This window comes from Tsukamurella tyrosinosolvens (assembly GCF_900104775.1).
In the GTDB taxonomy this organism is placed as follows: Bacteria; Actinomycetota; Actinomycetes; order Mycobacteriales; family Mycobacteriaceae; genus Tsukamurella; species Tsukamurella tyrosinosolvens.
Map to the genome: position 1 here is coordinate 3297683 of NZ_FNSA01000003.1, position 13532 is coordinate 3311214.

The 13532-nt window shown below is 72.0% G+C and carries 12 protein-coding genes; 1 reads left to right on the forward strand and 11 read right to left on the reverse strand.

Annotation, left to right across the window (positions count from 1 at the left end):
- Positions 1 to 75 precede the first annotated feature (75 nt).
- The 7 genes from pyrF to pyrR are packed head-to-tail and all read right to left on the reverse strand — an operon-like array spanning position 76 to position 8715.
- Complete coding sequence (gene pyrF / locus BLW32_RS18355) at positions 76 to 870, reverse strand: orotidine-5'-phosphate decarboxylase (protein WP_068739083.1); 795 nt, start codon at positions 868 to 870, stop codon at positions 76 to 78.
- Positions 867 to 4196, reverse strand: coding sequence for a carbamoyl-phosphate synthase large subunit (gene carB / locus BLW32_RS18360; protein WP_068739086.1), 3330 nt, complete (start codon positions 4194 to 4196; stop codon positions 867 to 869). The genes pyrF and carB overlap by 4 nt, the downstream gene beginning before the upstream one ends.
- Entirely contained in the window at positions 4196 to 5320 is a 1125-nt protein-coding gene (gene carA / locus BLW32_RS18365; protein ID WP_068739088.1) for a glutamine-hydrolyzing carbamoyl-phosphate synthase small subunit, read from the reverse strand. The genes carB and carA overlap by 1 nt, the downstream gene beginning before the upstream one ends.
- Entirely contained in the window at positions 5321 to 5812 is a 492-nt protein-coding gene (locus tag BLW32_RS18370; protein ID WP_082791149.1) for a PH-like domain-containing protein, read from the reverse strand.
- Positions 5809 to 7122, reverse strand: a complete 1314-nt coding sequence (locus tag BLW32_RS18375) for a dihydroorotase (protein ID WP_068739089.1) — start codon at positions 7120 to 7122, stop codon at positions 5809 to 5811. Before BLW32_RS18375 ends, BLW32_RS18370 begins: the two co-directional genes overlap by 4 nt.
- Positions 7123 to 7174: 52 nt before the next feature.
- Positions 7175 to 8131: an aspartate carbamoyltransferase catalytic subunit gene (locus tag BLW32_RS18380; RefSeq protein WP_068739091.1), complete on the reverse strand. Its 957-nt coding sequence runs from the start codon at positions 8129 to 8131 to the stop codon at positions 7175 to 7177.
- Entirely contained in the window at positions 8128 to 8715 is a 588-nt protein-coding gene (gene pyrR, locus BLW32_RS18385; RefSeq protein WP_074850698.1) for a bifunctional pyr operon transcriptional regulator/uracil phosphoribosyltransferase PyrR, read from the reverse strand. The genes BLW32_RS18380 and pyrR overlap by 4 nt, the downstream gene beginning before the upstream one ends.
- A gap of 69 nt (positions 8716 to 8784) precedes the next feature.
- Between pyrR and BLW32_RS18390 the strand changes: the two genes are divergently transcribed.
- Positions 8785 to 10782, forward strand: a complete 1998-nt coding sequence (locus tag BLW32_RS18390; protein WP_170181072.1) for an FAD-dependent oxidoreductase — start codon at positions 8785 to 8787, stop codon at positions 10780 to 10782.
- Between the two features lie 4 nt (positions 10783 to 10786).
- On the opposite strand, the gene nusB is transcribed toward BLW32_RS18390, so the two are convergent.
- From nusB to BLW32_RS18410, 4 genes are read right to left on the reverse strand one after another with little or no spacing between them, the layout of a single operon-like run.
- A complete protein-coding gene (gene nusB, locus BLW32_RS18395) occupies positions 10787 to 11284 on the reverse strand; it encodes a transcription antitermination factor NusB (protein WP_068520880.1) in 498 nt (165 codons plus the stop codon).
- On the reverse strand, positions 11285 to 11848 hold the full coding sequence (efp, locus tag BLW32_RS18400) for an elongation factor P (RefSeq protein WP_068520882.1): 564 nt from the start codon (positions 11846 to 11848) through the stop codon (positions 11285 to 11287). It abuts the gene before it with no gap.
- 15 nt (positions 11849 to 11863) lie between these two features.
- A complete protein-coding gene (locus BLW32_RS18405) occupies positions 11864 to 12943 on the reverse strand; it encodes a M24 family metallopeptidase (RefSeq protein WP_068739094.1) in 1080 nt (359 codons plus the stop codon).
- A 46-nt stretch (positions 12944 to 12989) separates the two neighbouring features.
- On the reverse strand, positions 12990 to 13526 hold the full coding sequence (locus BLW32_RS18410; RefSeq protein ID WP_068739096.1) for a YceI family protein: 537 nt from the start codon (positions 13524 to 13526) through the stop codon (positions 12990 to 12992).
- Positions 13527 to 13532 lie beyond the last annotated feature (6 nt).

Here is a 13532-nt window from a genome sequence, read left to right on the forward strand (position 1 = left end):
GTCGACGATAACCCCCCCGTGCACCGGGCGAGGACGGGATCGGGCGGGACGGGATCGATCGGGCGAGCAGGGCGGTCAGCCGAGGGAGCGCTCGACCTCGTCCCGCACCGCGAGCGCTGCGGAGCGCAGCGCGGACGCGTCCGGCCCCGCGCCGAGCACCTGCCGGGACGAGTTCGGCAGCACCGTGCCGCCGGTGCCGAAGATCGCCGCCAGGTCCGCCGGAGTCGCGCCCTGCGCGCCCAACCCGGGCGCCAGGATCGGCCCGTTCAGGCCGTCGAGATCGAGGCCGTGATCGCGGGTGGCGCCCACGACGAGGCCGACGGTGCCTGCTCCGTCGGCGTTGTCGGCGCGCGCGTCGTCGACGATGCGCTGCCCGACGCCGTCGGCCTGCACCTGCGCGCCCTCCGGGTTGGAGGTACGCGCGAGGACGAAGACGCCGCGCCCGGAGTCGCGGGCGGCGTCGATCGCGGGCCGGAGCGAGCCGTACCCGAGGTAGGGCGACAGGGTCACGGCGTCGGCCGCCAGGGGCGAGTCGCCGAGCCAGGCGCGCGCGTAACCCGCCATGGTGGAACCGATGTCGCCGCGCTTGGCGTCGGCGATCACGACAGCGCCGGCCTCGCGGCACGCGGCCATGACCTCCTCCAGGGCGAGCAGGCCGGCGGCGCCGAACTGCTCGAAGAAGGCGACCTGCGGCTTGACGAAGCCGACCTCGCCCGCGAAGGCCTCGGCGCAGCGCAGGCCGAAGGCGCGCACGCCGGCGGCGTCGTCGGACAGTCCCCACGCGGCGAGCAGCGGCGGGTGCGGGTCGATGCCCACCACCAGCCGCCCCCGGGCGGAGGCGGCGGTGGCGACGCGCGCGGCGAAGGTCACCGGTTCACCAGCGCCGCGTGCATGTCCTGCAGGCTCTTGACGCCGATGCCGCCGCGGAGCGCCGCCTCGATGCCCTGCACGGCCGCCGAGGCGCCCTGCACCGTGGTCACGCACGGCACGGAGGCCTGCACCGCGGCGGTGCGGATCTCGTAGCCGTCGACGCGCGGGCCGGCGTTGCCGAACGGGGTGTTGATGATCAGGCCCACGTCGCCGGCCTTGATCTTCTCGACGATGGACTGCTCGCCCTCGGGGATCACGTCCGAGTGCTTGAGCACCGTCTCGACCTGGACGCCGTTGCGCCGCAGCACGTCCGCGGTGCCCTCGGTGGCGAGGATCGAGAAGCCGAGGTCGGCGAGGCGCTTGATCGGGAAGATCAGCGCGCGCTTGTCCTTGTTCGCGACCGAGACGAAGACGTTGCCGGTGGCGGGCAGCGAGCCGCTGATCGCCGTCTGCGACTTGGCGAAGGCGGTGCCGAAGTCGCGGTCGACGCCCATCACCTCGCCGGTGGACTTCATCTCGGGCGAGAGCAGCGAGTCGACGCCGGTGCCGTCCGCGCGGCGGAACCGGTTGAACGGCAGCACCGCCTCCTTGACGGAGACCGGCGCGTCGATCGGCATGTGCGAGCCGTCGCCCTCGGCGGGCAGGATCTGCTGCTCGCGCAGCTCGGCGATGCTCTGGCCGAGCATGACCCGGGCGCAGGCCTTCGCCAGCTGCACCGCGGTCGCCTTGGAGACGAAGGGCACGGTGCGCGAGGCGCGGGGGTTGGCCTCGAGGACGTACAACACGTCGTCCTTGAGCGCGTACTGCACGTTCATCAGGCCGTGCACGCCGATACCGCGGGCGAGCGCCTCGGTGGCAGCGCGCACCGCGTCGATGTCGGCGCGGCCCAGCGTGGTGGGCGGCAGGGTGCACGCCGAGTCGCCGGAGTGGATACCGGCCTCCTCGATGTGCTCCATGATGCCCCCGATGAAGACCTCGCCGGTGGCGTCGCACAGGGCGTCGACGTCGATCTCGACGGCGTCCTCCAGGAACCGGTCGACGAGGACCGGGCGGTCGGGGGCGAGCTCCGTGGCGCGGGAGATGTAGTCGAGGAGCGCCTGCTCGTCGTAGACGATCTCCATGCCGCGGCCGCCGAGCACGTACGAGGGGCGCACGAGCACCGGGTAGCCGATGCCGGCCGCGACCTCGCGGGCACCGTCGGCGGTGGTGGCGGTGCCGAACTTCGGCGCCGGCAGGCCCGCCTCGGTGAGCACGCGGCCGAACTCGCCGCGGTCCTCGGCGAGGTCGATCGCCTCGGGCGAGGTGCCGACGATGGGCAGGCCCGCGGCCTTGAGGCGCGCGGCCAGGCCGAGCGGCGTCTGCCCGCCCAGCTGGACGATGACGCCGACGACGCCCGGGCCGCCCTCGCCGGAGCGCTGTTCCGAGTGGTAGACCTCGAGGACGTCCTCGAAGGTCAGCGGCTCGAAGTAGAGCCGGTCGGCGGTGTCGTAGTCGGTGGAGACCGTCTCCGGGTTGCAGTTGATCATCACAGTCTCGTAGCCGGCCTCGCTCAGCGTGAGCGCGGCGTGGACGCACGAGTAGTCGAACTCGATGCCCTGGCCGATGCGGTTCGGTCCGGAGCCGAGGATGAGCACCTTGGGCCGCTCCGTCTGCGGGGCCACCTCGGTGGTCGCCGACGGGTCGAGCTCGTAGCTGCTGTAGTGGTACGGGGTCTTGGCCTCGAACTCGGCGGCGCAGGTGTCGACGGTCTTGAACACCGGCCGCACGTCGTGCTCGTGCCGGTACGCGCGGATCTCGTCCTCGCCCACGCCACGCAGTTCGGCGATCTGCAGGTCGGAGAAGCCGTGGGTCTTGGCCAGCCGCACCAGGTCCGGGGTCAGGTCGGCGTCGCGCACGTCCGTGCCGAGGTCGATGACGGCCTTGATCTCCTCGAGGAACCAGGGATCGATCGCGGTGGCGTCGAAGACCTGCTCCACGGTGGCGCCCAGCTCGAAGGCGCGGCCGATGAGGTAGAACCGGCCGTCCTTGGGTGTCGTGATCCGCTCCAGCAGCTCCTCGAGCGTGCCCTCGACGGGGGCGCCGGTCCAGAAGCCGTGGCGCTTGGTCTCCAGGGAGCGCATGACCTTGCCGAAGGCCTCGGCGAAGCTGCGGCCCAGGCTCATCGCCTCGCCCACCGACTTCATGGTGGTGGTGAGGGTGTCGTCGGCGCCGGGGAACTTCTCGAAGGCGAACCGCGGCGCCTTGACGACGACGTAGTCGAGCGTCGGCTCGAAGCACGCCGGGGTCTCGCCGGTGATGTCGTTGAGGATCTCGTCGAGCGTGTAGCCCACGGCGAGCTTCGCGGCGATCTTGGCGATCGGGAAGCCGGTGGCCTTGGACGCCAGCGCCGAGGAGCGCGAGACGCGCGGGTTCATCTCGATGGTGACCAGCCGGCCGTCGCGCGGGTCCTGCGCGAACTGGATGTTGCAGCCGCCGGTGTCGACACCCACCTCGCGGAGGATGGCGATCGACTGGTCGCGCATGATCTGGTACTCACGGTCGGTGAGGGTCATGGCCGGGGCCACCGTCACCGAGTCGCCGGTGTGCACGCCGACGGGATCGACGTTCTCGATGGAGCAGACGACCACCACGTTGTCGCGGCCGTCACGCATGAGCTCGAGTTCGTACTCCTTCCAGCCGAGGATCGACTCCTCGATGAGCACGTTCGCGGTCGGCGAGGCGGCGAGGCCCGCGCCGGCGATGCGGATCAGGTCGGCCTCGTCGTAGGCCATGCCGGAGCCGAGGCCGCCCATGGTGAACGACGGCCGCACGACGACCGGGTACCCGAGGTCGGCGACCGTCTCCTTGCACTCGTCCAGGGTGAAACAGACCTTGGACCGGGCGGACTCGCCGCCGATCTTGGCGACGATGTCCTTGAACTTCTGCCGGTCCTCGCCGCGCTGGATGGCGTCGAAGTCGGCGCCGATGAGGCTGATGCCGTACTTGTCGAGAATGCCCTGCTCGTGCAGGCCGACGGCGGCGTTGAGCGCGGTCTGACCGCCGAGGGTGGCGAGCACGGCGTCGATCGGGAAGCCCTTGTCGCGCTCGGCGACGATGACCTTCTCGATGTACTCGGGGGTGATGGGCTCGATGTAGGTGGCGTCCGCGAACTCGGGGTCCGTCATGATCGTCGCCGGGTTCGAGTTCACCAGCGAGACGCGCAGTCCCTCGGCGCGCAGCACGCGGCAGGCCTGGGTGCCGGAGTAGTCGAACTCGCAGGCCTGGCCGATCACGATCGGGCCCGAGCCGATCACCAGGACGTGCTGGATGTCGGTGCGCCGTGGCATTACTTGTCTCCCATAACAGTCGCGAACTTGTCGAAGAGGTAGGCGGCGTCGTGCGGTCCCGCCGCGGCCTCCGGGTGGTACTGGACGGAGAAGGCGCGGCCGTCGAGCAGCTCGACGCCCTCCACGACCCCGTCGTTGGCGCACACGTGGCTGACGCGGCCGCGGCCGAACGGGGTGTCGAACTCGGCGCCGCGCTCGCCCTCGAGGGCGAAGCCGTGGTTCTGCGCGGTGATCGAGATCCGCCCGGTGGTGTGCTCCACCACCGGGATGTTGATGCCGCGGTGGCCGAACTTCATCTTGTACGTCTCCAGGCCGAAGGCGCGGCCCAGCAGCTGGTTGCCCAGGCAGATGCCGAACAGCGGCAGGCCGGCGTCCAGCACGCCGCGGGTGAGCTCCACCTCGTGCGCGGCCGTGGCGGGGTCGCCGGGGCCGTTCGAGAGGAAGAAGCCGTCCGGGTTGAAGGAGCGCACCTCGTCGAGCGTGATCGTCGAGGGCACCACGTGCACCCGCATGCCGCGCTCGGCGAACATGCGCGGGGTGTTGGTCTTGATGCCGAGGTCGACGGCGACCACGGTGAAGCGGGCCTCGCCCTCGGGCTCGATCGTGTAGGACTCGGTGGTCGAGACCTCGCCGATCAGGTTCTGCCCCTTCATCGACGGCTGCTCCCGCACCCGGTCGAGGAGCTCGGCGTCGGGAGCGAGGGCGTCGCCGGAGAACACGCCGGCGCGCATGGAACCGTGGTCGCGCAGGCGGCGCACCAGCGCGCGGGTGTCGATGCCGGCGATGCCGACGACGCCCTGGTCCACCAGCTCGCCCTCGAGGGTGCCGCTGGAGCGCCAGTTGCTCACCCGGCGGGTGGGGTTGCGCACGGCGTAGCCGGCGACCCAGATCTTGTCCCCGCGGGACTCGTCGTCCTCGTCGTTCCAGCCGGTGTTGCCGATCTGCGGGGCGGTCGCCACCACGATCTGCCGCGCGTACGACGGGTCGGTGAGCGTCTCCTGGTAGCCCGTCATCGCGGTGCAGAAGACGGCCTCGCCGAGGGTCTGCCCGACGGCGCCGAACTCGACCCCGCGGTGCACGGTCCCGTCTTCGAGAACCAGGAGTGCTTTGTTGTCGGCAGCCATCTAACTTTCCCTCACGTCCATCAGTTTTCGATACGTCGTCTTGTCGTCGGCGCGGAAGCCCGTGTCCACGACGGTGCCGGTGGGCAGCTCCCAGCGGAACACCAGCAGTCCGTCGCCGGGCATGACCTTGCCGGCCAGCTTGGAGGCGCGCCGCACCTCCACCAGGTGCTCGTCGGCGATCCACATCGGGTTGCCGCGGCCGCGCTCCATCAGGTAGCCGTCGGCGTAGCGGCTCAGGTTCACGGTGGCCCGGTAGCCCCAGTCCCCCACCGCCACTCGGTCCTGCCAGTGCGGCGCCACGGTGCTGCCGACGTACACGCCGGACACCGGGCCGAAGACCAGCTCACTGAGCTGCTCGGGGGTGCTGGGGATCTCGCCCACCGACGCCGCCTGACGCTGCCCGCGGCGGCGCCAGCCCAAGGCCATCAGCGAGAAGAGGCCCGCGAGCACCACGAGCACGAGCAGGAGCGTGGCGAAGTCGCTGACGCTCACGCCCGCACCCCGGTCCCCGGCTGCGCGGCCACCCCGTCGCGGGCCGTGACCCGGCCGCGGAGCACCGTGAGCACGGGCTTGGCCTTGAAGCTCAACTCCGCGAACGGGGTGTTGCGCGAGCGGCTCGCGAGCTCGTCCGCGCGCACGGTCCACCCCAGGTCGGGGTCGACCAGCGTCAGGTTCGCGGGCTCGCCCACGCCGATCGGCCGTCCCTGATCGTCGAGGCGCGCGATCTGCGCGGGCTTCTCGCTCATCACCCGCGCCACGTCGCGCCAGCTCAGGTCGCCGGTCTCCACCGACACCTGCGCGACGATCGCCAGCGCCGTTTCCAGCCCCAGCATGCCCGGGCGGGCGGCGGCGAACTCGCAGCACTTGTCCTGCTCGGCGTGCGGCGCGTGATCGGTGGCGACGCAGTCGATCACACCGTCCCGCAGCGCCTTCCGCAGGGCGGCCACGTCGGAGGCCTCGCGCAGCGGCGGATTCACCCGGTTCACGGCGTCGTACGTCTGCAGCCGCGAGTCGTCGAGCAGCAGGTGGTGCGGGGTCACTTCGGCCGTGATCGCGATGCCCTGGCCCTTCGCCCACTGCAGCAGTTCGACGGTGCCGGCCGTGGAGGCGTGGCAGATGTGCACGCGGGCGCCGGCGTCGCGGGCGAGCAGCGCGTCGCGGGCGACGATCGCCTCCTCCGCGGCGCGGGGCCAGCCGGTGAGGCCGAGGCGCGCGGCCTCGGGCCCCTCGTGCGCCACGGCGCCCCGGGTCAGCCGCGGCTCCTCGGCGTGCTGCGCGATGACCACGCCCAGCGAGGCGGAGTACTCGAGCGCGCGGCGCATGAGCAGCGGATCGGCGACGCACACGCCGTCGTCGGAGAAGATCCGCACCCGTCCGGGGCCGGCGGCCATCATGCCCATCTCGGCGAGCTTCTCGCCCTTCAGGCCGACGGTGACGGCGCCGACGGGGTGCACGTCGACCAGGCCGACCTCCTGGCCGCGGCGGTACACGTGGTCGGTGACCACGGCGGAGTCGGCGACGGGGCTGGTGTTGGCCATGGCGAAGACCGCGGTGTATCCGCCGAGAGCGGCGGCGGCGGAACCGGACTCGATGGTCTCGGTGTCCTCGCGGCCGGGCTCACGCAGGTGCGTGTGCAGGTCGACGAAGCCGGGCAGCAGGACCCTGCCGCCGCCGTCGATGATCTCGGCGCCGTCGGCCGGCGCGAGAGACGTTCCGATGGCGGTGATCTCGCCGCCGGCGATCGCGACGTCGACCGGATCGCCCTCGCCGTAGGGGCGGACGTTGGTGAGTAGCAGGCTCATTCGGGGGATCCTCCATCCCGCGAGTAGTGGGCAGTGCCGGGATGAGCGGTCGTCATTCCGCACCCCCTTCCTTGGCCAGAAGATGGAAGAGCACCGCCATGCGGACGTGCACGCCGTTGTTGACCTGCTGCAGGATCGCGGCCTGCGCGGAGTCGGCCACCGAGTAGCCGATCTCCATACCGCGCAGCATCGGTCCGGGGTGCAGCACCACCGCGTGGTCGGGCAGCAGGGCGGCGCGCTGCGGGTTGAGGCCGAAGCGCACCGAGTACTCGCGCTCGCTGGGGAAGAAGCCGCCGTTCATCCGCTCGGCCTGCACGCGCAGCATCATCACCGCGTCGGCGCCGGGCAGCTCGGCCTCGAGCGAGTCGGCGACCGTGACCGGCCAGGTCTCCACGCCCACCGGCAGCAGGGTGCGCGGCGCGACGAGCACGACCTCGGCGCCGAGCGTCGACAGCAGCAGCGCGTTCGACCGGGCGACCCGGCTGTGCAGGACGTCGCCGACGATGACGACGCGGTGGCCCTCGAGGCCACCGAGTCGCTGGCGCAGGGTGAGCGCGTCGAGCAGGGCCTGGGTGGGGTGCTCGTGCATGCCGTCGCCGGCGTTGATGACGACGGGGCCGGGCAGGCCGTCGAGCGCAGCGGCCGAGTTGGTCCACGCGGCGATCTGTTGCGCCGCACCGGAGGCCGGGTGCCGGACGATGAGCGCGTCGGCGCCCGCGGCGTGCAGGGTGAGGGCGGTGTCGCGCAGCGACTCGCCCTTGGCGACGGAGCTGCCGGACGCGGAGACGTTGATCACGTCCGCGCTCATCCACTTGCCCGCCACTTCGAAGGAGACGCGGGTGCGGGTGGAGTTCTCGTAGAAGACCGTCATCACGGTGCGGCCGCGCAGCGTGGGCAGCTTCTTGACCTCGCGGCCCATGAGCGCCTGCTGCAGCCGGTCCGCCTCGTCGAGGATCTCCTCGGCCTCGGCGCGGCTCAGGTCCGCCGCGGAGAGCAGGTGCTTGGTCACGACGCGCCCTCCTTCGTCTCCGGGTCCGGCAGCTCGGAGATCACCACCGCGTCCTCGCCGTCCTTCTCCTGCAGCCGGACCTGGACGTCCTCCTGGCGGGAGGTCGGGATGTTCTTGCCCACGTAGTCGGCGCGGATCGGCAGCTGCCGGTGGCCGCGGTCGACGAGGACGGCGAGCTGGACCGCCGCGGGGCGGCCGATGTCGCGCAGCGAGTCGAGCGCGGCGCGCACCGTCCGGCCCGAGAACAGGACGTCGTCGACGAGGATGACCAGCGCACCGTCGACCCCCTGCGGCGGCACCGTGGTGCGCTCGAGGGGGCGGTGCGGCTTGTGCCGCAGATCGTCGCGGTAGAGGGTGATGTCGAGGTGACCGACGGGCACCGCCACGCCGGAGAACTCCTCGATGTCGGCCGCCAGCCGGGCGGCGAGAACCGCACCGCGCGTAGGGATGCCGAAGATGACGACGCGGGGATGCGATTCATCACCCGCGGCCCTGGTGTCTAAGGCCGTCTTCTCGATGATCTGATGCGCGATCCGCGCCACCGTTCGGGTGACATCGGCCGCGGACATGAGTTCCCGAGCCACGTGACCTCCTTCTCCGCCTCTCCGGACGGCTCGCTCCGCCTCTCTGGACGGACTGAAAAGGATGCCTTGATGCAAGACGAAGCATACCAGTACGTTCAGGTCATGGAATTGTCGACCAGGCAACGCACGACGCTGTCCGCCATCGTCGACTCCTTCGCCCCGGGAGACGGGGTCGCCATCCCCTCCGCGAGCGATCTACGGGCCGGTGACCTGGCCGTTTCCTACGCCGACCGCAGCCCGCGCGACAGCGACGGGGTCACGCTCGCGCAGTCCCTGTCACTCTTCGACAACCGCGTGTTCTGCACCACTGTGCTGGGCACCCGGGGGCAGCGTTTCGCCGACCTCTCGACGGCCGAGCGTGAGCGCGTCCTGATCGACCTGTCCCGGTCACGGTTCGTGCAGAAGCGGATGCTGTTCAAGCGCCTGCGCAACATCGCGCTGCTCGCCTACTACGCCGCCGGCGGCGCCGACGGCGAGCACGGGCCGGGTTCCGAGCTGATGGCCGCGATCGGGTACCCGCGGCAGGCACCCATGAAGAAGCCGCGCGCCCGCGCCCTGCGCGCGCAGCGGCCCCTCTCCCCCGCGCGGTACGAGATCGACGCCTCGACCGCGTGCGACGTGGTGGTGATCGGCTCCGGCGCGGGCGGCGCGGTGGCCGCGGCCGCGCTCGCCGAGGCGGGACTCGACGTGCTGGTCCTCGAGCGCGGCGAGTACGTCTCCCCCACGGAGGTCGGTGACTCCGACCTCGACAACCTGGCCCAGCTGTACTCGCCGGGGCCGTTCTGGACCGAGAACGCGCAGTCCTACCTGCTGACCTCGCGCTGCCTCGGCGGCGGCACGACGGTCTCGCACGGCGGCTACTTCCTCCCGCCCGAGGAGGTGCGCGCGGACTGGGCGGCCCGGGGCGTCGAGACCGGGCCCACGCTCGACGCCGCCCTCGCGGAGGTGTGGCAGCGCTCGGGGGTCTCCGACGGTGCCGGTACGCCCTCGGCCCGCGACGTGATCCTCGAGAAGGGGTGCCGCGCGCTCGACCTGCCCGTGCGGTCCGTGAGCCTGGCGGACGACTTCGAGTCGGAGGGCCGCTGGGGTCCGTCCAGCCGGGTCGCGGCGCGACAGGACGCCGGCCGCACCTGGCTGCGCGACGCCGAGAAGAAGGGCGCGCGCATCGTGACCGGCGCGCAGGCCCGGTCGATCGAGACGCAGGGCGGGCGCGCCCGCACCGTGATCGCGCGGACCTCGGGCGGATCGTGGCTCACCGTGCGCTGCAGCGCCGTCGTGGTGGCCGCGGGCGGCTTCGAGACCCCTGCGCTGCTCGCCCGCTCGGGCATCGGCGGCCAGCACGTGGGCAAACACCTGCACCTGCACCCGACGGCCACCGCGGTCGGACTCTTCGGCGAGGTCGTCGACCCGTGGCTGGGCGCACCGTCGACGCGCTTCAGCGACGCGCACGCGAACCTCGACGGCAAGGGCTTCGGCGTGCGCTACGAGACCGCGCCGCTCACCCCCGCGCTGGCGTCGAGCTTCGTGCCCTGGCGCAACCCCGTCGAGCACCTCAACGTGATGCGCCAGTTCCCGCACCTGTCGATCGTGCGGGTCGTGCTGCGCGACCGGGGCGCGGGCGAGGTGGCGATGGACGCCTCCGGCGAGCCGTCCGTGCGCTACGACCTGGCGGAGGCCGACCGGACGAACCTGCGGACCGGCGTGGACACCGCGGTCCGCATTCTGGAGGCCGCCGGGGCACGGCGGATCTTCACTGGCCAGCAGCGCGGGGGCGACCACGTGCCCGGCGACCGCCCCGTCGAACAGTTCCTCGAGCGCTCGCACGCGGCCGGGTACGGCGTCGGCGAGATCGCGCTCGGCGCGCAGGACCCGATGAGTACCGCCCGGATGGCGTCCTCCGAGCGCCGCGGCGCGGCGAACCCGGAGGGCGCGCTGTGGGACGTGCCGAACGTGGTGATCGCCGACGCCTCGGCCCTGCCGACGGCGAGCGGCGTCCACCCGATCGGCGTGGTGCAGGCGCTCGCACTGCGCAACGCCCGGGCCCTGGCCGCCCGCCTCAAGGGCTAGCGGGCTACTCCGCGCGGTCGGCGGGTTCGGCCGCGGCGGCGGCCCGGACCTGCGGCGCGAGCGTCGCGACCTTGCCGAGCACCCCGTTGAGGTACGTCGGCGACTCGTCGGTCGAGAGCTCCTTGGCGAGCTCGACGGCCTCGTCGACCACGACGGCCGGGGGCACGTCGACGGCGTTGAAGAGCTCCCAGACGGCGATGCGGAGGATCGCGCGGTCCACGGCCGGGAGCCGCGTGAGCGTCCAGCCGGTGAGGTGCGAGGAGATCACGGAATCGATCTGGTCGCCGTCGAGGCCCACGCCGGTGACCAGGGTGGCGGTGTACTCGGACACCGGGGCGACCGCCGCGTCGTCCGCGGCGAGCTGCCGCCGCTCGGCGAGCAGGCCGTCGAGGTCGGTGACGCCGCGCGCCTCCGCCTCGAACAGCAGGTCGACGGCGCGCTTGCGCGCCCGGTGTCGGGCGCCCGACTTCTTCGGGCGCCGGTTGTCAGACTGCTCGGGCACTTAGGAGTTCACGCGCCCCAGGTAGCCGCCGTCACGGGTGTCGACCTTGAGCTTGTCGCCGGTGTTGATGAACAGCGGGACGTTGATCTCGGCGCCGGTCTCCAGCGTGGCGGGCTTGGTGCCGCCGGTGGAGCGGTCGCCCTGCAGGCCCGGATCGGTGTGCTGGACCACGTACTCGGCCGAGATCGGGAGCTCGACGAAGAGCGCCTCACCCTCGTGCATCGAGACCTGGACCTGCATGTTCTCCAGGAGGAACTTCGCGCCGTCGCCGACCTTGGCCTCGTCCAGGTTGATCTGGTCGTAGGTCTCGCCGTCCATGAAGACGTAGTCGGTGCCGTCGTGGTACAGGTAGCTGAAGTCACGCCGGTCGACGGTGGCGACCTCGACCTTGACGCCCGCGTTGAAGGTCTTGTCGACCGTCTTGCCCGAGACCACGTTCTTGAGCTTCGTGCGCACGAAGGCGGGGCCCTTGCCCGGCTTCACGTGCTGGAACTCGATGATCTGCCACAGCTGGCCCTCCTGGTTGAGGACCAGGCCGTTCTTGAAATCAGCAGTCGATGCCACGGTGTGTCGATTCTCCTAGAGTGCGATCAAGTCTTTGGTGGTGCGCGTCAGCAGTTCCGGCCCGTCCGCACGGACCACGAGGGTGTCCTCGATGCGGACTCCACCACGACCCGGGAGGTACACACCCGGCTCCACGGTGACCACAGCACCGTCGGACAGTGTACCGCTGCCGAGTTTGCCCAGCGTCGGGGCTTCGTGGATCTGCACGCCGACGCCGTGGCCGAGGCCGTGCAGGAACTGCTCGCCGTACCCCGCGGCCTCGATCACGGAGCGCGCCGCGCCGTCGATCGCGCGGACGTCGGCGCCGGGCACGAGGGCATCCCGGCCGGCGGTCTGGGCGGCGCGGACCAGGTCGTAGATCTCGCGCTGCCAGGCGGCGGGCTCGCCCAGGACGAAGGTGCGCGTCTCGTCGGCGTGGTAGCCGCGGAAGCGGGCGCCGAAGTCGATCTTGACGAAGTCGCCGGTGGCGAGGACGGCATCGGTGGGCCGGTGGTGCGGGATCGCCGAGTTCGGCCCGGCGGCGACGATGGTCTCGAAGGCGACGGCCTCCGCGCCGAACTCGTACATCAGGTTCTCGAGCCGCCGCGCGACCTGCGCCTCCGTGGCCCCGGGGCGGATCGCGCCCTCCTCGACGAGGGCGGCGAGCGCCTGGTCGCTGATCGCGCAGGCGCGGCGGAGCAGCTCGATCTCGCCGTCGTCCTTGACCTCGCGGAGCGCCTCGACGAGGCGGGTCGTCGGGACCAGGCGCGCCTCGGGCGCGAGCCGGGCGTGGTCGGCGTAGCTCAGCGCCGTCGCCTCGAAGCCGACGGTGCCGTCCGCCTCCGCCAGGAGCGCCTTCGCGACGTCCCGCTCGATGACGGCTCGCAGGTCGCCGGACTGCTCCGCGACCTGGGTGAGGTAGCGGCCGTCGGTGGCGATCGCGTCGCCGGACGGATCGGCGCCGACGAGGACCGCCCCGTTCGAGCCGGTGAACCCGGCGAGGTAGCGGACGTTGTCGAGGTCGGTGACGAGCAGTGCGTCGAGGGCGGGCTCGTGGCTCGCGAGGGCGGCGCGGAGGGTGTCGCGGCGGCGGGCGTGGTCGTGGGTCTGCGGCATCCTGCCACGGTATCGCGGCGCGACGGTCGCGCGCCGCCGCGCGGCGTCAGACCGTCGCGCGCGCGACGACCGTGACCTCGTCGGTCACCTGGAGGGTGCCCATCATGAGGGAGAAGGGCTTGATCCCGAAGTCGGTCTGCCGCACGGGGACGGCGGTGGCGAGTGCCGGGGCGGGCACGGCGTCCTCGTAGACGAGGGCGAAGTCGCACGGCCGAGTGGTGCCGCAGATCGACAGCTCGCCGCGCACGCGGAAGCCGTTCTCCGAGGCCTCGATGGTGGTGGAGCGGTACTCGATCGCCGGGTTCGCCTTGACCTTGAGCGAGCGGTGCGCGTTCGCGGTCGCGACCGCACGCTCCGGTGCGCTCAACGGGGTGAGCCCGCCCTCGCCGGAGACGACCTCCAGGGAGGCCGCGTCGACGGTGACCGCGAGGGAGACGGGCCGGTCGCCGTCGACCTCGACGACAGCCCGCCACGCGGTGGGCGCGAGCACCAGGCGGTGGCCGAGCCGGGCGGACCGCCCGGCCACCCCGGTGTGCACCTCCAGCACGCCGCTGGACTGATCGATGGTCCTGGTATCGCTCACGATGAC